Annotated in this window: 19 protein-coding genes, 1 rRNA gene and 2 pseudogenes; 6 read left to right on the top strand and 16 right to left on the bottom strand. The window is 31.0% G+C overall.

Features of this window, described 5'->3' with window-relative positions; all coding sequences use genetic code 11:
* Positions 1 to 290: ribosomal RNA gene (locus B5D15_RS13365) — 16S ribosomal RNA — on the bottom strand; the annotation flags it as partial.
* 498 nt (positions 291 to 788) lie between these two features.
* Here B5D15_RS13365 and B5D15_RS13360 point away from each other — a divergent pair.
* The 4 genes and pseudogenes from B5D15_RS13360 to hcp all read left to right on the top strand — a co-directional run bounded on the left by B5D15_RS13360 (position 789) and on the right by hcp (position 4870).
* Positions 789 to 1520 carry a spore coat protein gene (locus B5D15_RS13360; protein WP_078697610.1) on the top strand — a complete coding sequence of 244 codons (732 nt, stop codon included), beginning with the start codon at positions 789 to 791 and terminating at the stop codon, positions 1518 to 1520.
* Positions 1521 to 1727: 207 nt separating this feature from the next.
* Entirely contained in the window at positions 1728 to 2804 is a 1077-nt protein-coding gene (locus B5D15_RS13355; protein WP_078697609.1) for a M24 family metallopeptidase, read from the top strand.
* An 86-nt stretch (positions 2805 to 2890) separates the two neighbouring features.
* Positions 2891 to 3007: pseudogene (locus tag B5D15_RS15880) on the top strand (Ig-like domain-containing protein); the annotation flags it as partial.
* 216 nt (positions 3008 to 3223) lie between these two features.
* Positions 3224 to 4870, top strand: coding sequence for a hydroxylamine reductase (gene hcp / locus B5D15_RS13345; RefSeq protein WP_078697608.1), 1647 nt, complete (start codon positions 3224 to 3226; stop codon positions 4868 to 4870).
* Between the two features lie 50 nt (positions 4871 to 4920).
* Here hcp and B5D15_RS13340 read toward each other — a convergent pair whose 3' ends face one another.
* The 14 genes from B5D15_RS13340 to B5D15_RS13275 all read right to left on the bottom strand — a co-directional run bounded on the left by B5D15_RS13340 (position 4921) and on the right by B5D15_RS13275 (position 20757).
* Positions 4921 to 6087 carry a Gfo/Idh/MocA family protein gene (locus tag B5D15_RS13340; RefSeq protein ID WP_078697607.1) on the bottom strand — a complete coding sequence of 389 codons (1167 nt, stop codon included), beginning with the start codon at positions 6085 to 6087 and terminating at the stop codon, positions 4921 to 4923.
* Between the two features lie 81 nt (positions 6088 to 6168).
* Positions 6169 to 7389: a multiple monosaccharide ABC transporter permease gene (gene mmsB, locus B5D15_RS13335; RefSeq protein ID WP_479722852.1), complete on the bottom strand. Its 1221-nt coding sequence runs from the start codon at positions 7387 to 7389 to the stop codon at positions 6169 to 6171.
* Positions 7389 to 8924: a multiple monosaccharide ABC transporter ATP-binding protein gene (gene mmsA / locus B5D15_RS13330; RefSeq protein WP_078697605.1), complete on the bottom strand. Its 1536-nt coding sequence runs from the start codon at positions 8922 to 8924 to the stop codon at positions 7389 to 7391. Before mmsA ends, mmsB begins: the two co-directional genes overlap by 1 nt.
* A gap of 105 nt (positions 8925 to 9029) precedes the next feature.
* Positions 9030 to 10136, bottom strand: coding sequence for a multiple monosaccharide ABC transporter substrate-binding protein (chvE, locus tag B5D15_RS13325; protein ID WP_078697604.1), 1107 nt, complete (start codon positions 10134 to 10136; stop codon positions 9030 to 9032).
* Positions 10137 to 10352: 216 nt separating this feature from the next.
* On the bottom strand, positions 10353 to 11603 hold the full coding sequence (locus B5D15_RS13320; RefSeq protein WP_078697603.1) for a response regulator: 1251 nt from the start codon (positions 11601 to 11603) through the stop codon (positions 10353 to 10355).
* A complete protein-coding gene (locus tag B5D15_RS13315) occupies positions 11596 to 13077 on the bottom strand; it encodes a sensor histidine kinase (RefSeq protein WP_242948757.1) in 1482 nt (493 codons plus the stop codon). Before B5D15_RS13315 ends, B5D15_RS13320 begins: the two co-directional genes overlap by 8 nt.
* Positions 13067 to 14053: a sugar-binding protein gene (locus tag B5D15_RS13310; protein WP_078697602.1), complete on the bottom strand. Its 987-nt coding sequence runs from the start codon at positions 14051 to 14053 to the stop codon at positions 13067 to 13069. The genes B5D15_RS13315 and B5D15_RS13310 overlap by 11 nt, the downstream gene beginning before the upstream one ends.
* A 108-nt stretch (positions 14054 to 14161) precedes the next feature.
* Positions 14162 to 14905 (bottom strand): acyl-CoA dehydratase activase, encoded by a 744-nt coding sequence (locus tag B5D15_RS13305; protein WP_078697601.1) that lies wholly within the window; start codon positions 14903 to 14905, stop codon positions 14162 to 14164.
* A 4-nt stretch (positions 14906 to 14909) separates the two neighbouring features.
* Positions 14910 to 15134: a putative Se/S carrier protein gene (locus B5D15_RS13300; protein WP_078697600.1), complete on the bottom strand. Its 225-nt coding sequence runs from the start codon at positions 15132 to 15134 to the stop codon at positions 14910 to 14912.
* Positions 15134 to 16393, bottom strand: a complete 1260-nt coding sequence (locus tag B5D15_RS13295; RefSeq protein ID WP_078697599.1) for a double-cubane-cluster-containing anaerobic reductase — start codon at positions 16391 to 16393, stop codon at positions 15134 to 15136. Before B5D15_RS13295 ends, B5D15_RS13300 begins: the two co-directional genes overlap by 1 nt.
* Positions 16394 to 16526: 133 nt before the next feature.
* Positions 16527 to 17957, bottom strand: a complete 1431-nt coding sequence (locus B5D15_RS13290) for a PocR ligand-binding domain-containing protein (RefSeq protein WP_078697598.1) — start codon at positions 17955 to 17957, stop codon at positions 16527 to 16529.
* 23 nt (positions 17958 to 17980) lie between these two features.
* Complete coding sequence (locus B5D15_RS13285; RefSeq protein ID WP_242948756.1) at positions 17981 to 18664, bottom strand: DUF554 domain-containing protein; 684 nt, start codon at positions 18662 to 18664, stop codon at positions 17981 to 17983.
* Between the two features lie 194 nt (positions 18665 to 18858).
* Positions 18859 to 20472 carry a phosphoenolpyruvate--protein phosphotransferase gene (gene ptsP, locus B5D15_RS13280; RefSeq protein WP_078697597.1) on the bottom strand — a complete coding sequence of 538 codons (1614 nt, stop codon included), beginning with the start codon at positions 20470 to 20472 and terminating at the stop codon, positions 18859 to 18861.
* A gap of 18 nt (positions 20473 to 20490) precedes the next feature.
* Positions 20491 to 20757, bottom strand: a complete 267-nt coding sequence (locus B5D15_RS13275) for an HPr family phosphocarrier protein (protein WP_078697596.1) — start codon at positions 20755 to 20757, stop codon at positions 20491 to 20493.
* Between the two features lie 306 nt (positions 20758 to 21063).
* Here B5D15_RS13275 and B5D15_RS13270 point away from each other — a divergent pair, with 306 nt between their 5' ends.
* Positions 21064 to 23058, top strand: a complete 1995-nt coding sequence (locus tag B5D15_RS13270; protein ID WP_078697595.1) for a sigma 54-interacting transcriptional regulator — start codon at positions 21064 to 21066, stop codon at positions 23056 to 23058.
* A 72-nt stretch (positions 23059 to 23130) separates the two neighbouring features.
* The gene (locus B5D15_RS13265; protein WP_078697594.1) at positions 23131 to 25314 is read left to right on the top strand and encodes an alpha-galactosidase; all 2184 of its coding nucleotides are present in this window, start codon (positions 23131 to 23133) and stop codon (positions 25312 to 25314) included.
* A 284-nt stretch (positions 25315 to 25598) separates the two neighbouring features.
* Here B5D15_RS13265 and B5D15_RS15635 read toward each other — a convergent pair.
* Positions 25599 to 25864, bottom strand: a pseudogene (locus B5D15_RS15635) (group II intron reverse transcriptase/maturase); the annotation flags it as partial.

Genomic DNA, 25864 nt, shown 5'->3' with positions numbered 1-25864 from the left:
CGGTTTTATGCGGTATTAGCACCAATTTCTTAGTGTTATCCCCCTCCATGAGGCAGGTTACCCACGTGTTACTCACCCGTCCGCCGCTAAGGCAGCCCTTAACACTCAATGCTCAGCTCTTGTGTTATTCTTATATAGCGTGAAGCCCGCTTACGCGGTCTTGACGCTGACTAACTTAATTTAAGCTCTCACCACTAAGCACTCAGTGTTAAGTGCTGCCTCCGCTCGACTTGCATGTGTTAAGCACGCCGCCAGCGTTCGTCCTGAGCCAGGATCAAACTCTCAAGATAAAATCCTGAAACTCATTTTTGATGCTTATTTTGCATCTTTTATGGTACGTTCGCTTATCCACTGTTCAATTTTCAAGGTTCAAATGCTCTCTTCTCAAGACGCTTTATTATATTATCATGTCGTATCTTTATTGTCAACTTCTTTTTTCTTGCCATCTTTTTACTTAATCACTTGCTCTTTCAAAAGACAGCTTAGTTAGTTTATCACGCCTTTTCTCTTAAGTCAACTCTTTTTTATTTGGAAGTTTTTTCTCTTAACTTCCTTTAATCTTTGCCGCTTCAAGCGACTTTCATATAATATCACTTGTGTATATATAAAATATACATTCTAATGTTAATTATAAAGAACTATATTTGATTTTCTACTGAAAACTTAATTTTACTTCATATTTCATACATCGACACACAAGGGTATGTTGAAGTCTAATTATATTTTACAATCACATATTTATCTTAAGCAACATAATTATATATAAATGATATTTCGGAGGTTTTAATATGTATAATTTATGTCCATATAAATTCAGAAATATGGATTCAGGAAATATATATGTTCTTGACTTTAAACGTAAAGACATAAATGGAGATTTTATCGAAGATAATATCTTTCTTATTGGGCAAAAAAGTTTTGGCATTGAAAGTCCTTATGTTGACAATATAACTTTAATTGTGCAGGACGGTAAAAGCAATGAATTTTTTTCTATAACTCCTAAACAAAATTCTGGATATAACCCAAGGCTATTTGTAGGAGACTTCACGGGAGATAAAAAAAGCGACATATTAATTAGTATAGATTCAGGGGGAAGCGGTGGGCTTGCATACTATTATATTTATTCTTTCATTAATAATACGTTTATAAAAATATTCGATTATGAAGAGTTTAATAAAAAATATAATTATAAAGTAATATATATTGACTTTTATCAGGTAATTGTTTCAGGCAGTAATTCTCAAAGATATACTATAGATATAAAATATAAAGGGAAAGAATATTTGTCAGAAATATATGATTCTAACGGAAAATTAAAGGAGCCTATTGAAGGGTGGGTAAATCCCCTTGGAGGGCTGTACCCTGTTGACTTTGACGGGGATGGAATCTTTGACCTTTACGCAATGCAAAGAATTGCAGGAAGATACAATGCAGATGCATTAGGATATGTGCAAACATCTCTAAAATGGAAGGAAAAAGATTTTACTCCTTTTTTTCAGACTGTCGGTATATTCGGATAAAGCCTCAAAATTTTGAGGCTTTATTTTATAAATTACTATTATAATAATAAAAATGGATTTTTATATGGAATTCATTAATACTAAATATTCTTATTAGTCTTTTGTAAAAAATAATAAACTATAACTTAAATTATCAATCCAATAATTGTTAATAACACTTTTTGTATGATATAATTTATATAAGTTTTTACAAAGGAGCTGATAATATTGATTAAAGAAAGATTTAACGCAGTATTAAAAGAAATGGCTAATAGAAACATACATCAAATTTTAGTTTCAGACCCTGCCTCTATTTTTTATCTAACTAAAAAATGGATTCATCCTGGTGAGAGAATGCTTGTTCTTTTTATCTCCTCTAACGATACCCCAAAACTTTTTATAAATGAATTATTCCCTGTAAATGAAGATTTAGGTGTTGAAATAATAAGATTTAATGATATACAGGATCCTGTTGAAATACTTTCAAAATACATAGATTCAAATAAAACAATTGGAATTGATAAAAACTGGCCTTCAAGATTTCTTATAAGGCTTATGGAATTAACTTCAAACAACGATTTCATTAACAGCTCTTTTATATTAGATAGAATAAGAATGTGTAAAGATGAAGAAGAAAAGAGCCTAATGCGAAAAGCTTCTGAAATTAATGATAATGCAATGGAACAGCTAATAAAGTCAATTTCTGATAAACTATCTGAAAAAAAGATGGCAGGTGTTCTATCTGATATATATGAAAAGCTCGGTACAGATGGATTTTCCTTCAGCCCTATTATAGCCTACGGTCCTAATGCTGCAGATCCTCATCACGAGACTGATAATTCCACAGTTAAAGAAGGAGACAGCATAATATTAGATATAGGCTGTGTAAAAGATTCATATTGCTCCGATATGACAAGAACCGTATTTTATAAATATGTTCCCGATAAAGCAAAGGAAATATATAATATAGTTTTTGAAGCAAATAAAAGGGCAATTGAAAGGGTAAAACCTGGAGTTAGATTTTGCGATATAGATGCCGCAGCAAGGGATTATATTGAATCTAAAGGTTATGGAAAATATTTTACTCACAGAACAGGTCACTCAATCGGAATAGAAGTTCATGACTTTGGGGATGTGTCATCGGTAAATAATGATATTTTAAAACCTGGAATGATATTTTCAATAGAACCTGGAATATATTTAGAAGGTGAAGTTGGAGTTAGAATCGAAGATTTAGTCCTCGTTACAGAAGATGGATGTGAAGTATTGAATAAATTTCCAAAAGAGTTAATAGCTATAGAATAAAATTAATATTTATATAATTTAATGCCCTTAATTAAATGGTTGTTTAAATAAAGCGATTATTTAGATTATAGGCATCAAGCAGCAAAGTTGCAAAGGTTGACTCTTCTGGATGCGTAACAGCTCTCTCAAAGGGTACTGCAACAATATATGCCTATACGCAAAATTATGGATATAAAGTATATTGTAAGATAACCGTAAAATAATTTATTTTTTATTAAATTATGATATATTATTAAAATGCATCTTTATAAAGAAAGCCCTTAATCTGCAAATTATTCATAAGCAGATTAAGGGCTTTTTAATTTATGAAGGCTAAGCTGTATTCTCTACAATTTATCATAATATTATTAGATAGCCTTCGTATTTTTTTTTTATTTTATAGAATAATAATATTAGAAAATACAAAAGGAGGTTTTTAAATGGAAGAACTTATGTTTTGTTACCAGTGTGAACAGACAATTGGTGGTAAAGGATGCACAAAGGCTGGAAACTGCGGAAAAGATGCAGAAGTTGCTGCACTTCAAGATCTATTAGTTTATCAACTTAAGGGAATAGGTTTTTTAGGAAATGAAATTTTAAAACAGGGCAAAAATATTGATAAAGAAATTTCTAAATTTGTTCAGGATGCATGTTTTTCAACATTAACCAATGTAAACTTTGACCCTGAAAGATTTGTTGAATACCTAAATAAATCTCAAAAAATAAAAGAAAATTTAAAAACTCTTCTTGGTAATGTCCCTGCCAATGCTCCTGAATGTGTAAATTATACTATTCCAGCATCAAAGGATGAAATGCTAAAGGATGCTAAAAAAGCTGGAATTATGTATGACCAAAACCTCGATATGAACATCCGCTCCTTAAGGGAGACATTAATCTATGGATTAAAAGGGATGGCAGCCTATGCACATCATGCCCATGTATTAGGATTTTATGATAATGATGTTGATAACTTCTTCTATAAAGCTTTTGCTTCAACCATTGATAATAAACTATCTGTTGATGATCTTTTCAACCTTATAATGGAATTTGGAAAGGTAAATCTAAAGTGTATGGAGCTTTTAGATAAAGCCAATACTCAAACCTATGGCAATCCTGTTCCAACACCTGTTTTAATAACAAAGAAAAAAGGTCCATTTATTATTGTATCAGGCCACGATTTAAAAGATTTGCATGAACTTTTAATCCAAACCGAAGGGAAAGGCATAAATATATATACTCATGGTGAAATGCTGCCTGCCCATGGCTATCCTGAACTTAAAAGGTTTAAACACCTCATTGGAAACTATGGAGGAGCTTGGCAGAATCAGCAAAACGAATTCGATAATATTCCTGGATGCATACTTATGACTACTAACTGTTTGCAAAAACCTCGAGATTCCTATAAGGATAGAATATTTACAACAAGTATTGTAGGGTGGCCAGATGTACAGCATATCAGAGAAATTGATGGTAAGAAGGACTTCACACCTATAATAAATAAAGCTCTTGAGCTTGGAGGTTTTACAGAAGATGAACCTGAAAAAACAATACTTGTTGGTTTTGGCCACAATACTGTTCTTTCCCTTGCAGATAAGATTCTTGATGCAGTAAAGAAAGGTCAAATAAGACATTTCTTTCTCATCGGCGGGTGCGATGGTGCAAGGCCTGGCAGAAATTATTATACTGAAATTGCCCAAAAAGCGCCAAAGGATACTATAATTTTAACCCTTGCTTGTGGTAAATATAGATTTAATAAGCTCGACTTTGGCTCAATTGGTGAATTTCCAAGGCTTCTCGATGTAGGCCAATGCAATGATTCCTATTCAGCAATTAAAATTGCACAGGGACTTGCTGATGCGTTAGGATGTGGCATTAACGACCTTCCACTATCATTAATATTATCATGGTATGAACAAAAGGCCGTCTGCATACTCTTAACGCTTCTTTCCCTTGGAATCAAGAATATTTACCTTGGGCCAACACTCCCTGCTTTTATATCACCTGATGTGCTTCAGGTTTTAATTGATAAGTTCAATATAAAACCAATATCAACAGCCGATGCAGAACTTAAAACTATTTTAGGATAAACTGAAAGGATGACTTAAACACATTTAAGTCATCCTTTTAACATTTTACGTTAAAAATTAACCCATACACTTCCACTATTTGAGCTCTCAACACATTTTTCAATGAATTTAACTCCACTAATTCCATCATCAATATTAGGAAAATCAAATGCTTTAATCGTATTACCTGACTTTTTATACAATATAGCATCTGCAAAAACTGAATACATATTTGCAAAGGCTTCGTAATATCCCTCTGGATGTCCAGAAGGTACTCTTGATAACTCTAAAGAAGCATTCGATAGATAATTTAAACCTTTTTTAAGAATTTTTTTAGGTTCATTGATTATTGAAACTGCTAAGCATTCTGGGTTTTCCTGTTCCCATTCAATTGAGCCTTTAGTACCAAAAACTCTTATTTTCAATCCATTTTGATATCCAATTGCAACTTGGGAAACTGTATAAACTCCTGAAGCACCATTATCAAATTTTACTAAAATTTGTGCATTTGTATCAAGGCTTCTATTATCGCCTATGTTCTCTAAATTAGCACATAGAGATTTAATTTTTAAACCTGTAATATACGATACCGTATGTTCAATATGTGTACCTATATCTCCAACACAATTTGATATACCAGACTGATTAGGATCTGTCCTCCAAGATGCTTGTTTTTGGCCTTCTTTTTCAATTGGTTCCGCTAACCAGTCTTGAAGGTATTCAGCTAAAATAAGCTTTATCTCCCCAATATCGCCACGTTTTATAATCTCTTTTGCTTCCTTTACCATTGAATATTTTGAATAACTATAAGTTACACAAAATAATAAATCCTTTTCATTTGCTATTTTTTTAAGTTCATATGCTTTATCAAGGTCAGTTACAAGTGGTTTGTCACATACAACATTTATTCCATTATTTAAGAAAGTTTTTGCAATTTCAAAATGACTATTATTAGGTGTTACAATTGTTACAAAGTCTATCTTATCACTTCTTTTACTCTCTTTTTCTGCCATCTCTAAATAATTTTTGTATACTCTATCCGGTGAAATATCAAGACTCTGTGCGGTTCTTAAAGAATTATTATAGTCTCTCGAGAAGCATCCCGCAGCTATAATGCATTTTCTATCAAAAGCTGCAGCTTTTCTGTGAACATCACCTATAAAAGAACTTTCTCCGCCTCCAACCATTCCATAATAAACTTTCTGCAAATTAATATTATTAATTTTCCCTTCAATCATAAATTCACCTACTTAAAAGCATTCATGTTCTCAATAAAATGAACATTATATAATTTTTAAATTAGTAATTATTTAATAATATCAGCTTCTCGATTTCTTTTTAGAAATAACATCAAATGCAACAGCTACAAGCAATACAAGTCCCTTTACAGTCATCTGCATGTCGCTTCCTACACCAAGTATTGACATACCATTGTTAAGAACACCCATAACAAGTGCACCAATTATTGCTCCAACTACCGTTCCTACTCCTCCATAAGCTGAAGCTCCGCCTATAAAACAAGAAGCTATTGCATCAAGTTCAAAGTTTTGTCCTGCTTGAGGTGATGCCGCATTAAGTCTTGAAGTAAAAGCAATACCTGCAAAAGCAGCTAAGATAGCCATGTTAACATATGCAAAGAAAAGTACCTTGTTTGTATCAATACCTGAAAGTTTTGCAGCCTTTTCATTTCCTCCCATTGCATATATATATCTTCCTTGTACTGTTTTTGTTGTAAAAAATGAATAAGCAATTATCAAAAGTCCAACAATCGCAAGTATTACAGGAATTCCTTTATAAGCTGCCATCCAATAAGTAAATATCCCTATTGCAGCAAATACAACTACAATCTGAGCTATAAAAATCGGAAGAGGAAGTACATCGAAATTATATTTTATTCTTTCAGCTCTCTTTTTTATCTCTGAAATAAGATAAATTGCAGCCAAAATAAGGCCAACGATTATTGCAGTAATATTTAATTTCGTCCCAAATCCACCAAAAACATCTGGAATAAAGCCTGCACTTATTTGTTGAAATTTTTCAGGGAAAGGTGATAAGGTAAGACCTTTCAGCATAGTTACTGTAAGACCTCTAAAAACAAGCATACCTGCAAGGGTTACAATAAATGCCGGGATTCTCATATAAGCAATCCAGAATCCCTGCCAAATTCCAATTAGTGCTCCAATCAATAAACAGATTATTATTGTTGGCACAATGCTATATTTCATGTTTATTATAAGAGTACCTGCTATAGCACCAATAAAAGCAACTACTGAACCAACTGATAGATCAATATTTCCGCCTGCTAATATACAAATTGTCATACCTATTGCAAGGATAAATACATAACTGTTTTGAAGAATAAGGTTTGCAACGTTCATAGGAACTAATAGTATCCCTCCTGTTGCTATTTGGAAGAATATCATTATTGCAACAAGTGCAAGCAGCATTGCATATTGTCTAATATTATTTCTTATAGTATCTTTAATGCTTTGCCCAATACTTGTAATCTGTTTATTGCCTGAATTCTTTACAGTTTCCATCATACTACCTCCCTATTGCTCTGCATAATACATCTCATTATGCTCTCTTGTGATGCTTCTTCTCTGCTTAACTCGCCAACTATTCTTCCCTCATTGAATACATATACTCTGTCGCACATTCCAAGAATTTCAGGAAGCTCTGAAGATATAAATATAATCGATTTTCCCTCATCAGCCAAGTCATTAATAATTTTGTATATCTCGTATTTTGCTCCTACATCAATTCCTCTCGTAGGCTCATCTAATATTAAAATATCTGGATCAGTAAATATCCACTTGCTTAAAACTACCTTTTGCTGGTTTCCTCCCGAGAGATTTCCTGTTTTCTGAAGTATACTAGAGGATTTAATATTTAATTTCTTCCTGTATTGTTCCGCTACATGTATTTCTTTATTTTCATCAACTATATTTCTTTTGCTTATTTTCATGAGCTTTGCCAAAGGAATATTACTTTTTATATCATCTATAAGATTAAGCCCTGCAGATTTACGATCCTCAGTAACATATGCAATTCCGTGATTTATTGCTTGTCTTACATTATGAACGGTTATCTTATTTCCATCCTTAATTATTTCACCTGATATATGTTTACCATAGGATCTTCCAAAAATGCTCATAGCAAGCTCAGTTCTTCCAGAGCCCATAAGCCCTGATATACCCACAATTTCACCTTTATGAACTTTGAAATTAACATCCTTTATAATTTTTCTCCCTTCTATCAGAGGGTGAAAAACCGTCCAATTTTTCACTTCAAAATTCACTTCACCAATTTTAGGTTTTCTTGAAGGAAATCTGTTAGTAAGTTCACGACCTACCATACCTTTAATTATTCTATCTTCACTAACATTTTCATCATTTTCAAAGGTTTCAATAGTTTTACCATCTCTTATAACTGTAATATTGTTAGATACTTTTAACACTTCATTTAATTTATGAGATATTAGTATTGAAGTTATTCCTTCTTTTTGTAGTTCAATCAATAAATTAAGAAGGTTATCAGAATCTTCATCATTTAATGCTGATGTCGGTTCATCAAGAATCAATATTTTAACATCTTTGGCTAAAGCCTTTGCAATTTCAACAAGCTGCTGTTTTCCAACCCCAATATCTTTTATTAATGTTTCAGGATTTTCACTTAAGTTTACTTTTTTGAGAAGTGCTGCGGCATCTCTATAAGTTTTATTCCATGAAATTATATTATGTGATGATCTTTCATTTCTTAAAAATAAATTTTCTCCAATTGATAGATAAGGAATCAGTGCAAGTTCTTGATGTATTATTACAATACCTTTTTTCTCACTATCAGTTACATCCCTGAATTTACACACTTCTCCATTTATCGCTATATCACCAGAATAAGTTCCATATGGATAAATTCCACTTAATACATTCATTAAAGTTGATTTCCCTGCTCCATTCTCTCCGACTAAAGCATGTATTTCCCCTTTTTTTACTTTCAAATTTACATTATCAAGTGCCTTTACACCTGGAAAAAGCTTCGTTATATTTCTCATTTCCAGAATATATTCACTCATCATTTCATCTCCTTAAAACAATTACTACGACTTAAATTTAACTATTAATCTAATCTTATATATAGCCGAGCAAAATAATGCTCGGCTATTTTTTGTTGTGTATGATTACTGTAAATCTGATTCTTTATAGTATCCACTGTCTATAAGGAGTTGTTTGTAATTATTAGCATCTGCATATACAGGATCGCAAAGGAATGATGGAACAACTTTTACTCCATTATCATATGTCTTAGTATCATTAACTGGGGCTTCTTTTCCTTGAAGAACTGCATCAACCATCTCAACAACTTTAGCTGCTAATGTTCTTGTATCTTTGAATATTGACATCGACTGTTGTCCATTTATCATAGCTTTTACGTTTGGTTTATCACAATCCTGTCCAGTCAATATTGGATATTTCTTATCTCCAGTTCCATAACCTGCATTTTTCAATGATGCAACGATTCCTATTGCAAGTGAATCGTTTGGTGATAAAACTGCATCAAGTTTATTTCCTGCTGCATAGTTTGCTGTTATAAGGTTATCCATTCTTGCCTGAGCTTTTGCTGAATCCCAGCCTTGAATAGCTATCTTTGTAAACTCCGTCTGTTTGCTTGGAACAACTAATTTTCCACTTTCAATGTAAGGCTTTAATATGCTCATTGCACCATTATAGAAGAATGTAGCATTATTGTCATCAGGTGAACCTGCAAATAATTCAATATTGAAAGGTCCTTTTCCATCCTTAAGACCTAATTTTTCTTCTATATATTGTCCTTGGATAACTCCAACCTTGAAGTTGTCAAATGTTGCATAGTAATCAACATTTGGAGTCTTCATTATAAGTCTGTCATAAGCAATAACCTTTATTCCATTATCTGCTGCTTTCTTTAAGCAGTCTGTTAATGCCGAACCATCTATTGATGCAATAACTAAAACTTTGCATCCTTTTGTAATCATATTTTCAATCTGCTGAATCTGTGTATTAACATCATTATTTGCATACTGAAGATCAACTTTATAGCCTTTTTCTTCAAGCTGCTTTTTCATATTTTCTCCGTCTTGATTCCATCTCTGGAGAGATTGTGTTGGCATTGCAACACCAATTAATTTTGCCTCTGAACTGCTTTGTGAATTGCTTGCAGAGTTGTCTGTTGTGCTTGTCTTACTTCCGCAGCCAACTAAACCAATGATTAAAGCTACAGAAAGTACTAATGAAAGAATTCTTTTCATTTTAATCCCCCTTTTAAATTTTAATTATTCTGAACTCAATAAATATTATTAAGTTCGTGAAAATTACATAAATTATAATACAATTTTAAATAATATAACTCAACGTAATAATTTGCTTAATTACAATAATAATTTGATATATAATGAGTATTTTTTTGCTATTTAAAGTATAAAAAAATGCTATATGTATATAACATATAGCAAATATATAATATTCTAAATTAATTTTTGCTTATATTCTGATGGAGTAACTCCTTCATATTTTTTAAAAACTTTACTGAAATAATTGGGATCACTGTAGCCTACCTCGTAGCAGATTTCTTTGATTGTTAAAATTCCTTCCTTCAATAATTCTTTCGATTTTTTTATTCTAATCATGTTGATATAATCTGAGAAATTATATCCCAAAACATCTTTAAAAATTCTGGAAAAATACGATGAGCTTATATTGAATCTTTTTGCAGTTTTTTCCATATCAATATCTTCTTTCAAATTTTCAACAATGTATTTTTCAACTTCTTTAAATAAAATTATTTTTTTACTATCAGCGTTATGCTGTTTTTCTAATGCTTCATATCTATTCAATTTTAAATCATCGCTATCTATATATTCTAAAGATTCACATGCTTCCCTGTAGGATTTATACATATTATGAATGCCATTATAAATCGATCCGTTGCCTATTTTTACTGAAATATTAAAAACTTTTCTAATTTCACTTATTATGCTCTCGGTCAGATTTCCCATAATTTCTCTATTACTAAAGACTTTTTTATCATCAAAAGATATAAAAAATACAATTTCTTTAGTAAATCTGTAACTTACTATATTTTTATATTTTCTGCCTATAAATTCTTTTAAAAAATCAACCACTTTTATCTTAATATTGTCACTATTATTATCTTTTTTAATATCAACTATAATACAACAAGCATTATTAAAATTCATATTTAAGTAATCCATATATATCTGGTAATCAATTAAATCTACCATATTGATAATAATTGAATATGATAATTCATTTTCAAGAACAGGTAAAAGATTATATATCTTTTCCTGTTCTTCAATCTGTTTCTTTCTTTTCATTCGTTCTATATTAATAAACTCTATACCTTTTTGTATTTTGTCTATAAGTTCTTTTTTACTAAAAGGCTTTAATATATAATCTTTAACATTCAGCTTCATTGCTTCAAGTGCAAAATCGAAATAATCATAGGCAGAAAGTATTATAAAATATGCATTTTGATGGAATTTTTTTATTTCTGCTATTGCCTTAAGTCCATCAATTCCAGGCATTTTTATATCCATAATAATAATATCAGGTTTTTCAATTTCAGTAATTTCAATAGCTTCTCTCCCATTTTTGGCTTGAGAAACATCAAAATCGTCATTAAAATCATTTTTCAATATATTTATTATTGCATCTCTATCGTATTTTTCATCATCTGCAACAAGAATTTTATACATTTTCAGCCATCCCCCTCTTTGGTATCTTTAAAAATACTCTCGTACCATCATTTACTTGGCTTTCTATGCTAAAAATATCATCAATTCCGTACATTATTTGAAGTCTTTTAACTACACTTTTTATGCCTAACCCAGTTGTATGTCCAGTATGTTCTTTTTCATAACTTTCATTTCTTAAATTATATAAAATTTCTTTTTCTATACCGCACCCACTATCCTCTATCATTACTATACATCTATCATCTTTTTCAAATATACTAATATTTATAACCCCTCCTTCTTCTTTAGGCTCAATGCCATGAATAAAAGCGTTTTCTACAAAGGGTTGAAGAGTCATCCCTGGTACTTTTATATTACTTATATCCGTTTTAATATCTATATTAAACTTTAATCTGTCCTCATATCTTCTAAGCTGTATGTTCATATATTGTTGTACTATATTAACCTCTTGTTCTAAAGTAGCATTCCTATTCATCATGCTTAAGCTATATCTTAAAATATCTGAAACTGATTTAATAAGTTCCTGAGTTTCTTCTGCACATTCTCTCATTGCAGTTTGATTTATACAGTTTAATGTATTAAACAAAAAATGAGGATTAATCTGCGACTGCAAAATCTTAAGTTGAGACATTTTAAGTGCATTTTCATAGGTTAAAATTTTCATTTCCTCATCTTTTAGTTTTTTCTCAAGTTCAGCATTTTCTTTTATAGAATTTATATATTTTTTTATATCATTTATCATTGTGCAAAATGTCTGAGATAAAATATCAATCTCATATATATTAGATTTTGTCCAATTATAAGAAGTAAAATCTTTTTTTGATACCCTGTTTGCTACATTTAAAAGTTCTTTAAGTTTTAACAATAAACTATTTATAAAAAAGAAACAGTAAAATATGCTAATTAAAATAGCACTTATTATATACATTGCAAGTATTTTATAAATAAAATTCTCCTTTGATTTCAGTTTTAGATAAATTTTATTATTATAATTTAAATAACTATCATTTAGCTTTGCAATAAATGAACTACAAAACTCATAAATTTCCTTTGTCTCAACATAATTGATATAATATACATCTATACTGGCCTTTTCATCATTAAGTTTAATTGAGTAATCAGCAGATTTCTTATAGCTTTCAATACAATTTTTTAAATCTCTTAAAACATATCTGCTTTCTATATCTGAATTCGCTTGTAAAAAATTTATTTTTTTCATTAAGTCTTCATATTTGCTGTTATATATTTCAATGCTTTTATAATCATTTTCTCTAATATACTTTTCATAGTTATATAAAGACTCATCCAACTCCATTTTTACACTTTTTAAAATACTTAGCTTATTTAACATGGAGTTATAATTATTATTAATTCTTCTGCCAATATAAAGACATATAATATTACTTGTAGCAATAGGAGTAATAATTAAAATAGTAAATATGATAAACTTTCTTTTTAAACTGCTACTGTTCATTTTTATATTCTCCTTGCTGTTTTTTAAATTCATCAACATTTTCTTTTCCAACTATAACCACATCAGTATAATATATGCCTTCTTCTTTTTTGCCTTCAATTATATTCATAATTATATTAACCGAATTATATCCCATGTTATAAGGTCTTTGAACTACAGTGGATGTTATAATACCTTTTTCAATATATTCGAGAGTTTCCGGCAAGTCATCGAAAGAAATTATCTTGACTTTTCCAGAAAGACCCATATTCATAACAGCTTTTGCTGCTCCTGGCCCGTCTAAAGCTGATGTGCAGAGCAGTGCATCAATCTTTAAATTATTTGTTAAAATTTTTTTTGCTGCAAGCTCTGCTTCTATCAAATATGAATCTGAGGATTCAATATCAGAAACATTTATGTTTGAATTCTTTTCAATATATTCTTTAAAGCCATTTACTCTCTCTATTTGGTTTTTTACACTCTTTCCACCCATTATTATACCGACATTTCCATTATGTCCTATCCTCTTTATCATTTCTTTAGCAGCTTCCACACCAGCTTGTACATTATTCGTTCCTATATATGCTATCCTCTTACTTTTTTCTGCATCTGAATCAACCGTAAGAAGGGGTATACCTGCATCAACTACCTTATTAATAACTTTTATATATTTTTCTTCTTCCTGAACATATGTTATAATACCACTTACTTTAGATGCATATGCCATATTGATAAGTTTTACACCCTCTTCTGCATTTGCAACATTAGGTCCTTCATAGCTAATAATTGCTCCTCTTTCTTTTGCTGCTTTTTCAGCTCCCATCTTTACATACTGCCAGTATGGATTTGTATATACATGAGAAATCAGTACAATTTTAGGCTTTAATTTTTCCTCGTTAGGTTTTATATCTAATAGAGAAGTAAATATTATAAAATTAAATGTTAAAAAAATTGCAACTATTAGCGCTACAATAATATTTTCCTTATTGCATTTCATACCTAAACACCTCTTAATGCCAAACTGCACAAATATATTATACATTATTTTATGTCCGAATCGCTATTTTTTTAAAAAAATAACCTCGCTTTTGCGAGGTATAACAATTTATTCAATTGAAAGCAGTGCCGCTCCAATTGAGCCGGCATATAGTGCATCCCTATGAGTAAAAATAGGAGATTTAAGCTTTTTTGAAAGTTTATCTATAATTATTGGGTTTTGGGATAGTCCCCCGGTTAAAAAGTATTTATTATTATTTCCATGCTTTTGAACAAGGGAAGAAACTTTAGATATTATCGCTTCTATAATAGCTGATGCAATATCTTCCTTCTTAGTTCCCTGGGCAATTAAACTTATAACCTCAGACTCTGCAAAAACTGTACACATAGAGCTTATTTTAATAGCCGTATCATCCTTTCCAAGGCTGCAAAGCTCACTGATTGTAATCCCTAAGGAGTTTGCCATAAGCTCTAAAAACCTTCCAGTTCCTGCAGCACATTTATCGTTCATTGAAAAGCTGCTTACCTTTCCTGATTTTATACTTATTACCTTAGTATCCTGCCCTCCTATATCTATTACCGTTATATCATCATTATAAAGATAATAGGCTCCCTTTGCATGGCATGTTATCTCTGTTATAGTTTTATCTGCGTAGGGAACAGAAACTCTCCCATATCCCGTTGCAATAACTTTGTAATTTTTAAATCCAAGCCCCTCTATTTTTTGTCTAATTATAAGAGCTGTTTCTCTGCTGTTCCATCCTGTGGGCATATAAAAGTTTTTAATTTCCTCATTATTTATTATTGAAACCTTTGCTGCTGTTGAACCAATATCTATACCTATACCTGTCATACTATCACCCATTTAAAGTATAAAATCCTAAAACTTTTATATTATTTTCTTTAACAATTTTTTTAATATTATCTTCATCCTCTTTATAATACATAATAGACATACCGCAGCAGACTGAAAGCTGCCGCGGTGTTGGAGATATAGTATATTTAATTTTACTTTTTTTAAGTAAAGATTCAAGGGCAAGTCCCTGATTATACGACTTAAAGAGTATATAGTTTTTATCCATTATATCATTTCTATAAAAGCTTCAACTCTTGTTTTAATCTGCCCTGAATCTTCTTCTGAATAATCAGTTTCAATAAACATAACAGGTATGTTTTCTTTATTTAATGCTTCTTCTACTTTCTTATACTCTACTGAATATGTCTGACAGAAAGAAAGATTATAATATATTACTCCGTCAGCCTTATATTCTTTTACATATTTTATAATATCCTCTATCCTTCCTGCATTTGGAGTAAAGCATGCACAGTTGACCTTCATATACCTTCTTGCAATGTTTTCAATAAGCTCATCCATATCATTTGCATTTTCCTCTACAAAGTTTTCAAAATATCTTGTACCTGTACATGTTTCTTCAACTACAATTTCAGCATTTAAAGATTCTATTATAGAATGCATCTTCCAGTTAGGAATAGCCATTGGTGTTCCTGTTATAAGTATTCTCTTTTTCCCATTTGGCTGTAAACTTTTTAATCTCTCATCAAGTTCATCACAAAGCTCATTAACCTTTTGTATAAATCTTTGAGGATCATCATAAAATGCTATCTGGGATATCAAAAGGGAATCAAGTCCTGATATTGGAGATGGTATGTTCTTTCTTAGTTCATAAAGCCTTTTTAGAGCTTTTCTCTTATCGTTACATAGTATAACAGTTTCCTTTAGTTTTTCAAAAGTAATCTTATTTCCTGTTAACTCTTCTATTCTACTTATAAACTCTTTTATCTCCATCTTCCAATCTTCTATGTTCTTTTCTCTTTTCATCTGAGGTAGTTCCATAACATGAACAGGTGTATAATCATTTAGTATTTCCCATGCCTTTTTCTTACCATCACAGGTTGTCTCGCCAACAAGCATATCACAGGACTGGAAATATGGACATGTTGCACTAACCTTTGCACCAACAAAGGCTTTGATTAGAGGGCAAAGATTTCTTGGAAGAACCTTCTCTCCATCTTCAATCCAAAATTGTGAACCTCCGCAAAGTCCAACACCTATTGCCCCTGCTGCAAGTATAACCTCATCAGGAACATATACGCAGAATGTTCCAATAACCTTTCCACCCTGTTTTTTATGATTGTCAAGCTCTTCAATCCTTAATCCATGAACCTCTGATACAACAAAATTAAAATAGTTCATTCCTTCTGGTCTATCGTTTTGTGACAGATAAACCTTAGAATAAATCTCTGGAAGTACCGCACAAAGTACATCATGTTTTTCAAGATTCATATTAAGATTTGACCAAAGTTTTCTGTAATCTCCCATGGTATCCCTCCAAATATATTTTTACATAAATATTCTAACATTTTAAAACATCCAATAATAATCGATAATATCTATATGTCTTTGGCATTCTATTTGTTTTTAAAATAATAAAAAGGCATATATTTCAATGCCTTTAACATACATCCCAAAATTCTATATTTAACCTTTCTATACTATCATAGTAATCAAAACCATATATTTTATCTTTTTGTTTTTCATCGGTAACCTTTAGATTCGCAGGAAGTTCTATGTAAAACTCGCTCCCAGCTCCAAGCTCACTTTTTAAATATATCCTTCCTTTATGAAGTTCAACAAGGGATTTTACTATGGATAGCCCTATCCCGCTTCCCTCATAGCTTTTATTTGAATTTTCATCAACCTGAACAAACCTTTCAAATATTCTATCCTGCTTATCCTGGGGTATTCCAATACCAGTATCCTTCACACAAATAGTTATACTATCATTGTCATTTCTAATTATCACATGTACACTGCCATCTTTTTTATTATATTTAATAGCATTTGATAAAAGATTAAGAAGAATTCTTTCTATCTTTTGAGGATCGCATACAATTACTCTGCTGTCTTCATCGGAATCGAAAAATAAATCAACATCTTTAAAAATCGCATACTCCTCAACAGATAAGGTAATTGATTTTACAAAGTCAATTATATCGCAGTTTACTAAATTTAAGCTTACATATTTAGCATCAATTTTTGTAATATCTATTAGATTATTTACAAGCCTTATCAGCCTGTAACTGTTTTGTCTCATAACATCAAAATATTTAATAAGTCTTTCTCTGTCCTCAAAATCAGTTTCTTTATCTACAATAAGCCTTGCCATTTGAAGTGCTGAATGAATTACATTTACTGGTGTCCTTAGTTCATGAGATATGTTAGCAAAAAAATCCGTTTTATATTTTTCACTCTCTAAAACCTTATTATACTGCGCAAAGAGTTTTTCTTCTGTTTTTATAAGCTCGATATTCATCATTTCAAGTATTTTATTATTTTGATTAAGCTCTTTAAAGATTTCCACCTGAGCTAATCTTTTTTCTGCAACGCTCATAATTATATTGGAAATTATATTAAAAAATTCCATTAAATTTCGCGCCTTTTCATAAGATATCACCGGAATATCTGATAAAGCTTTTACATACTCTTTCTCGTCAAATCCATATTCTTTTGCTATAGCATTATAATTATCAATGTTCAGTTCTTTAAGAAAAAATTGACCATGAATTATAGATGCATCATAGGTATTATTAATATAAATAGGTACAACAATATACGAAAGACCATTTAAACAAGTATAAATCTTACATTCTGCATTATCTTTTATTATCTCAAATAAATTTTTATTGCATTCAATGCTCTTTTCCCCTATTTTTGCATTAAATGTACCAAATTTTGTACAAAATTCCTTCCACCCTAAGGAAGTATATATTCGCTTCCCATCAGCATTAAATAAACCTATTGGAATACCTGAAATCCTATGTATGCTATCTATAAGTTTTTTTATCTTTTCAGCATCAAAATAATTTTCAAGCTGGCAGCCCAATTTAAAACCTCCAAATATATAAATTATAATATGAATTGATATATTATGGGAATAAAAATCGCTATAAGCAAATTTGCAACTTTAATTTTTGTTATTCCAAGCATATTTAGGCTAAGACCAATTATAAGAAGGCTTCCAACAGCTGTCATATTTGAAATTGCACTTTCAATCAAAATGTTTTTAAGAAAAGAAGCACAAAGAGTTATAAGCCCTTGATATAAAAAAACAGCAACTGATGAAAAGATTACTCCAATTCCTAAGGTAGAGCTGAAAATTATTGAAGTTATCCCATCAAGAATTGATTTAGCATAGAGAGTATCACCTCTTCCTGTAAGCCCGCTTTCAAGAGAACCTACTATTGCCATTGAACCAACACAAAAAAGAAGTGTTGATGTTACAAAAGCCTGAGATATCCTGCTCTCTTTTCCCTTAAATTTATTTTCTACTCTATCTCCAATTTTTTTTAAAGCTTTATCAATATCTAATATTTCCCCAATAATTCCACCTATAACTATACTTACAATTATAAGCATAGTGTTATTACCTTTAAGTACTCCCGAAATGCCAATAAACAAAACACATAGAGCAAGTCCATTCATAACCGTATCCTTAATTTTATCAGGCAGACCTCTGCGTATAAGTACTCCTATGATACTTCCTAAAATAATTGCAAGAGAATTTACTATAGTACCTAAAAAATTAATCACTTTAACACCTCCTGTAAAAATAGCTACAAGAAAATTATACCTTATTTATATACAAAACGTAAACAAAACTTAATATTTTTTATACAAATTAGTTTATAATTACTACACTTTTATTTACCTAAATAAATAAAAAATACTAAAAAAAAGAAGGGGGGTCCCTTCTTTTTATTGCAATAATTTTAAAAGTTATTTTATTACCAATTTATAATTATTTCCTTAGCCCTTAGTATCGATGATGGGCTCATGGAAAATTCATCAAGTCCAAGCTCTAAAAGCTTTGGTATAGCTCTTTCATCTCCTGCCATCTCACCACACATGCCGCACCATTTTCCTTCCTTGTGAGCTGCATTTATTGTCATCTCAATAAGTCTTAAAACAGCAGGATGCATAGGATTGTAAAGGTATGAAACCTTCTCATTCATTCTATCAACAGCTATAGTATACTGAATAAGATCGTTTGTACCTATGCTGAAAAAGTCAACATGCTTTGCAAGCTCTTCAGCTGCTAAAGCTGCTGAAGGTATTTCAACCATAATACCAACTTCTATATTATCATCAAAATTTATGTTCTCTTTTCTTAGCTCTTCTTTGCACTCCTGCAAAATTTCCTTAGCCTTTAAAAATTCTTCAAGACCGCTAATCATTGGGAACATAATTCCTATTTTCCCAAAAGCTGATGCTCTCAAAATTGCCCTTAGCTGCGTCTTGAAAAGAGGCTTATTGTCAAGGCAGAGCCTTATCGCTCTGTAACCCAAAAATGGATTAAGCTCCTTTGGCATATCAAGGTAAGGAAGGCTCTTATCCCCTCCGATATCGAGAGTTCTTATAACAACCTGCCTATCCCCCATTTTTGATGCAACATATTTATATGCCTCAAACTGTTCCTGTTCTGTTGGAAAATCATCTTTTCCCATGAATAAAAATTCAGTCCTGAAAAGACCTATTCCCTCTCCTCCAACTTCTAAAACCTTGTCAACATCCTTAGGAGAGCCAATGTTTCCTGCAACTATTACTCTTTTTCCTGATTTAGTAACTGCATCTACATTTATAAGTCTTCTAAGTTTCAACTTCTCATTTTCATATTCTTCTTTTAATTTTTCATATTTCTTTAGAGTTTCTTCGTCAGGATTAATAATAGCTATTCCTTCTGTTCCATCAACTATAATCTTATCTCCAGTCTTAACAGAAGTTGTTATATCATTCATGCCAACAACGCATGGAATTTCAAGTGTTCTTGCAAGTATAGAGCTATGGGATGTAAATCCACCTATATCGGTTAAGAAGGCACATACCTTTTCTTTATCAAGCTGAGCTGTGTCTGATGGAGTTAAGTCATGGGCAACAATAACAGTGTTTTCTTTAAATTCAGCTGCATCGTCTTCTTTTCCGCTAAGATTTTTAATAAGCCTTTTGCCTATATCCCTAATATCTGCTGCTCTTTCCTTCATATAGCTGTCATCCATTAAAGAAAACATCTCAGCAAAAGTATTTGCTGCCTTATCTACTGATTGTTCAGCAATAACTTTTTCATCCTCAATAATTTTTTTCATAGCTCCAATGAATTCTTCATCTTCTAAGAGCATTATATGGGCTGAAAAAATTTCAGCTCCTGATTTCCCTATAGATTCTTCAGCCTTCTTTTTTATTTCTTCCAATTGATATTTAGATTTTTCAACAGATTCATTAAGCCTTTGTATTTCTTCTTCTATACTTGTAAACTTTTTTTCATTTAAATCTATTTCTTCATCTTTTTTTAAATAAACGTATCCTATGGCATATCCCTTTGAGGAAGGTATACCTTTCTTCATAATATCCCCCATTCTTTATTATTCCTCGCCAAATTTAGAATCGATAAGATCAACTAAAGCCTTTATTGCTTCATTTTCATCTTCACCATTTGCGGAAATTGTTATTTTTGAGTCTTTATTTATGCAAAGGCTTAAAACGCTTATTATAGATTTCGCTGATACGGATTTTCCATCCTTGCTAACTGTTATATCTGATTTAAATCCAGAGGCTGTTTTTACAAATATTGCTGCAGGTCTTGCATGTATTCCTGTTGAATTTAATACTACTACTTCTTTTGATACCATATTTATTCCCCCTAATGTAATTATTCTATATATAGTGTAGCAATATTCATGCCAAAATCCTTTAAGGACTTATTAAAACTTTTAAATACACTTGAAAGTATTCTACTATCTTATTTTGTATCAATAAATAAAATATTATTATAATTTTATAGTTATAATAATAAATTTGATACTTTTTATCAATTTATTTAATATATATTGCAAAGAGCATTAATTTTAAGTAATATTAATAATATAATACATTGATATATTTTATCAATGTATTATTAGTTTGTGATAAATTTTATCAAAAATGGAGTTGAAAATATGTATAAAATGCAAGTTACAATAGGTACACCGGAGGGTGTTCATGCAAGAATTGCAGCAGAAATCGTAAATAAAGCTCAAAGGATTAAGAAAGATTATGGTACAGAACTTTATATAAAAAAAGCCGGAGACTCATCACCCATTGCAATAGGAATGATAGCTATTCTATCCTTGCGAATAGAAATGGGAGACATAATAGAAATATCATCAAAGTATGATGATGATAAAAGCAAAATTGCCGTAAATGAACTTTGCAGCTTTATATCTAATCTTTGTCAAGATAAATCTATAAGCAGCATAGATTATTTATTAAATGAAAATTCAATAGCTAATGAACAGATTTTAGAAAGCCTTTCAATAGGAATTGTGGTATGCGATATCAATTCTTCAATTATCTATATAAATAGTTACATGCTCAATATATTAAACTGTAAAATAAAGGATATCCTTGGAAAAGATATGTCTAATATAATTAATAATTATGATTTAAATCAAATCTTAAAAAGCGGAAATAGCTTTTTAGGAGATATTGTTATGCTAAACAACAGAGAAATGGCAATGAGTTTGTCACCTATAATATTTAATAAAAATATTATAGGTGCTGTTGGAACATTCCAAGATATATCAGAGCTTATAGCTGTAAAAGAACTTAATGAAAAACTAAAAAAAATACTCGAGTGTTCAAGTGACCTTATTTGCTTTGTTGATGAAAACAGAAAAATAAGCTATATAAACCCAGCCTATGAAAAATGCTTTAATATAAATTCAAAGGATACGATTGGTAAGGATTTAATGGATATGTCCCCTAATGGGCTTAGAATGAAAGCTTTTACTACAAAAAAGAAAATAGAGAATATATCCTATGAAAAACATGGAGTAGAACTTATATCAAGGGTTGAACCTTTGTTTATAAATAATAACTTCAACGGAATACTATCGATTTCAAAACCAGTTAATGAAATAAAAGACCTTATTAAAAAACTCGAACACTCTGAAGAGGAACTTAAATATTATAAGGAGCAATTCATAAACCTTACAAAGGAAGAAGGTGCCTTTAAAAATATAATAGGCAACAATTCTTCTTTAAGAGATGCAATATTTATTGCAAGAAAGGCTGCAAATTCAATATCGACTGTGCTTATACGAGGAGAGAGCGGTACTGGTAAAGAACTTATTGCAAAAGCAATACACAACTCAAGCGATAGGAAGGATAAACCTTTTATTAAAATAAACTGCGCTGCAATACCTGAAAATCTCTTCGAAAGTGAACTTTTCGGATATGAAAAGGGAGCCTTTACTGGTGCCTATAAAAATAAAATAGGAAAGTTTACCCTTGCAGATGGAGGTACTGTTTTTTTAGATGAAATTGGGGACATGCCAAAGAGCATGCAGGTAAAACTTTTAAGGGTTCTTCAGGAGAAAGAATTTGAAAGCGTAGGAGGATTAACAACCCATAAGGTTGATATAAGGGTTATAGCTGCTACAAATAGAAATCTCGAGGAAATGATTGAAAATGGAGAATTCAGAAAGGATTTATATTACAGGCTCAACGTCATGTCAATATTTCTTCCACCTTTACGAAACAGAAAAGAAGATATCGGTCCTTTAACTGAACATTTTATAGAAAAATTAAATTTAAAACTCAATAAAAATATCTTAGGAATAAATAAAGAATCTATGAACTGTCTTTTAAAATACGATTGGCCTGGAAATATTAGAGAACTTGAAAACATTATTGAAAGGGCTATGAATATGTGCGACGGAAATATTATAAGCATTAGAGATTTGCCTCTTTTTCTAACTAATATTTCTTCAAAAAGCGATTCAATATTAAACCTTTTAGAAGGAGATATGCTGAAATTCGAAGATTATGAAAGGGAAATAATAAAAGCTGCTATGGAAAAATATAAAACCTATAATAAAGCTGGTAAAGTTTTAGGTCTAACACATAGAACAATTTCATTGAAATGCGAAAAATACGGAATCAGCAAATAACAATAAATAATGAATTTTCAAAAAATATATATTATAATAGTTTATGTAAATTAAACAAGAAGGAGTATTGCCATGATAATCTATAATGAAGAAAAAAGAATTTTTCATTTAAAAACAAAATCTCAAAGCTATATAATGCAGATTCACAATACAGGGAGGCTTTTTCATGTTTATTATGGTCAGCATTTAAAGGAAGATATAGAATACAGGTTTTATAAAAATATAAAAAGGCCTTCCTTTTCTGCTGTTTTGTATAGAGAAAACATATCCCTTGATACTGTACTTTTAGAATATCCCTGCTATGGTAATACAGACTGCAGAGTCCCTGCTCTTGAAATACAATACGAAGATGGTTCAACTGTTACAGATTTAAAATATAAAAGCCATATGATAATGGAAGGAAAGCCTAAATTAGCTATCCTTCCTTCAACCTATTGCACTGAAAAAGATAAAGTACAAACTTTAAAAATAACCCTCGAAGATAAAATAGGCGGAATTGAGGTTGAGCTTTTTTACTCTGTCTTTGAAGATTACAACGCTATAACCCGATGGTCAATAATTAAAAACCTTGGAGAAAATAAAGTAAAAATATTAAGAGCTCTGAGCGCTGTTTTAAATTTTACAAATATGGAATATAACATGATTACTTTAAATGGGGCATGGGCAAGGGAGAGAAATATTGAAACTGCTCCTTTACGCTTTGGATTTCAATGCATTGATAGCAAAAGAGGTTCAAGCAGCCATATGGAAAATCCTTTTATTGCATTTACATCTAAAAATGCAAATGAAGAGTGCGGTGAAGTGTACGGGATGAATTTAATATACAGCGGAAACTTTATCGCTGGAGCTGAAGTTGATCAGTTCAGAACCACAAGAGCTATAATTGGAATAAATCCCTTTGATTTTTCATGGGTACTTCAATCAGGAGAATCTTTTGTAACTCCTGAGGCAGTATTAGTTTATTCAAACAGCGGTCTTGGAGAAATGTCAAGAATATATCATAAATTCTACAGGGAAAGGCTTTGCAAAGGCATATATAAAGCATCTCAAAGGCCTATTCTTATAAACAACTGGGAAGCTACATATTTCAATTTTAACGAGGAAAAACTTCTTGAACTTGCAAAACAGGCAAAAGAAATGGGAATAGAGCTGTTTGTTCTTGATGATGGCTGGTTTGGGGAGAGAAATGACGATACTTCATCCCTCGGTGACTGGTATGTTAATACAAAAAAAATACCTTCGGGTATAAAAGGTTTCAGCAAGAAAATAAACGCTTTAGGTTTAAAATTCGGGCTTTGGTTTGAACCTGAGATGGTATCGAGAAACAGTAGTCTATTTAAAAATCATCCTGATTGGTGTATACATGTTAATGGGAGAGAAATGAGCGAAGGAAGAAATCAGCTGATTCTCGATTTGTCGAGAGAAGATGTTAGAGAATATATAAAAGGAGTATTTGATAATATATTAGAAGATTCCTTAATATCCTATATAAAATGGGATATGAACAGAAACATGACTGAAATAGGCTCATCATCCCTTCCTCCCGAGAGGCAGAGAGAAACAGCTCACAGATACATTCTTGGACTTTATGAAATACTTGAATACCTTACAAGCAAATATCCTGACATACTCTTTGAAGGCTGTTCTGGAGGAGGAGGAAGATTTGATGGTGGAATTTTATATTATATGCCTCAAATATGGACAAGTGACAATACCGATGCAATAGAGAGGGCAAAAATTCAGTATGGAACAAGCTTAGTATACCCGATATCTTCAATGGGTGCCCACGTTTCAATTTGCCCTAACCATCAGGTTGGAAGAGTAACCCCTATAAATACGAGAGGGAACATTGCTATGTCTGGGGTTTTAGGTTATGAACTTAACCTCTCAAAACTCGATTTAAAAGAAAAAAGAGCTATTAAACATCAGATTGAAAAATATAATAAAGTAAGAGATATAGTTTTATATGGAGATTTTTACAGGCTGAGAAATCCATTTGAAAAGGGAATTACATCTTGGATGTTCGTGTCTGAGGATAAAAACAGAGCCTTCTTTGTATATGCAAAATCCTTAAATGAAGCAAATACAACTGTAGATATAGTAAGGCTTAAGGGACTTGACGAAAATAAAGTATATCTAATAAGGGAACTAAACAAAAAAATATCCGGAGATGTTTTAATGAAATCCGGAATAGATATATTTATGCCCCTCGGGGATTTTGTGTCTCTTAGCTATACCCTTGAAGCAGAATTGTAATAAATAATTCGCTGAATTTTTTATTCTAAACTCCCATAATTATTTTAAAATTTATGTTTTTTATAATTTTATATGTGTCAAGTATTTTAAAAAGATTAGTTTAGTATTTAATGAACAATATTTGTAAACATATGCACAATACTATAAAATCATATACGAATTTATAGGATTAGCAGTAATATAGATTTTATGTAAATATATCATATCGAGTAGGAGCTGAATAATTATTTTATTCAGCGTCCTCTCACACCACCGTACGTACCGGTCTGGTATACGGCGGTTCGTTAGTTTACATGCATTTTAGAATACTGTGAGATTAGGCTTTTATAACCTAATTGATTAAAATATTCGTTAGTTAGAGTTGTTGATAGGATGTGACTGTTTGCTATATGCCAGTATCCTTTTCGGGTATTGGCATATATTTTTGCAAAATAAAGTCTCATTCCTAATTTTATCAGATTCCTTATCCTTGTTCTGACCTTTTTCCATAGTTTCCATTCACACATTCTTAATCTTCTTCTTATCCATTGGTCTAATTCTTCCATGTGTT

It is taken from the genome of Caloramator quimbayensis (assembly GCF_900167605.1).
GTDB lineage: Bacteria > Bacillota > Clostridia > Clostridiales > Caloramatoraceae > Caloramator_B > Caloramator_B quimbayensis.
This window is presented reverse-complemented; position numbering and strand designations above follow the sequence as displayed.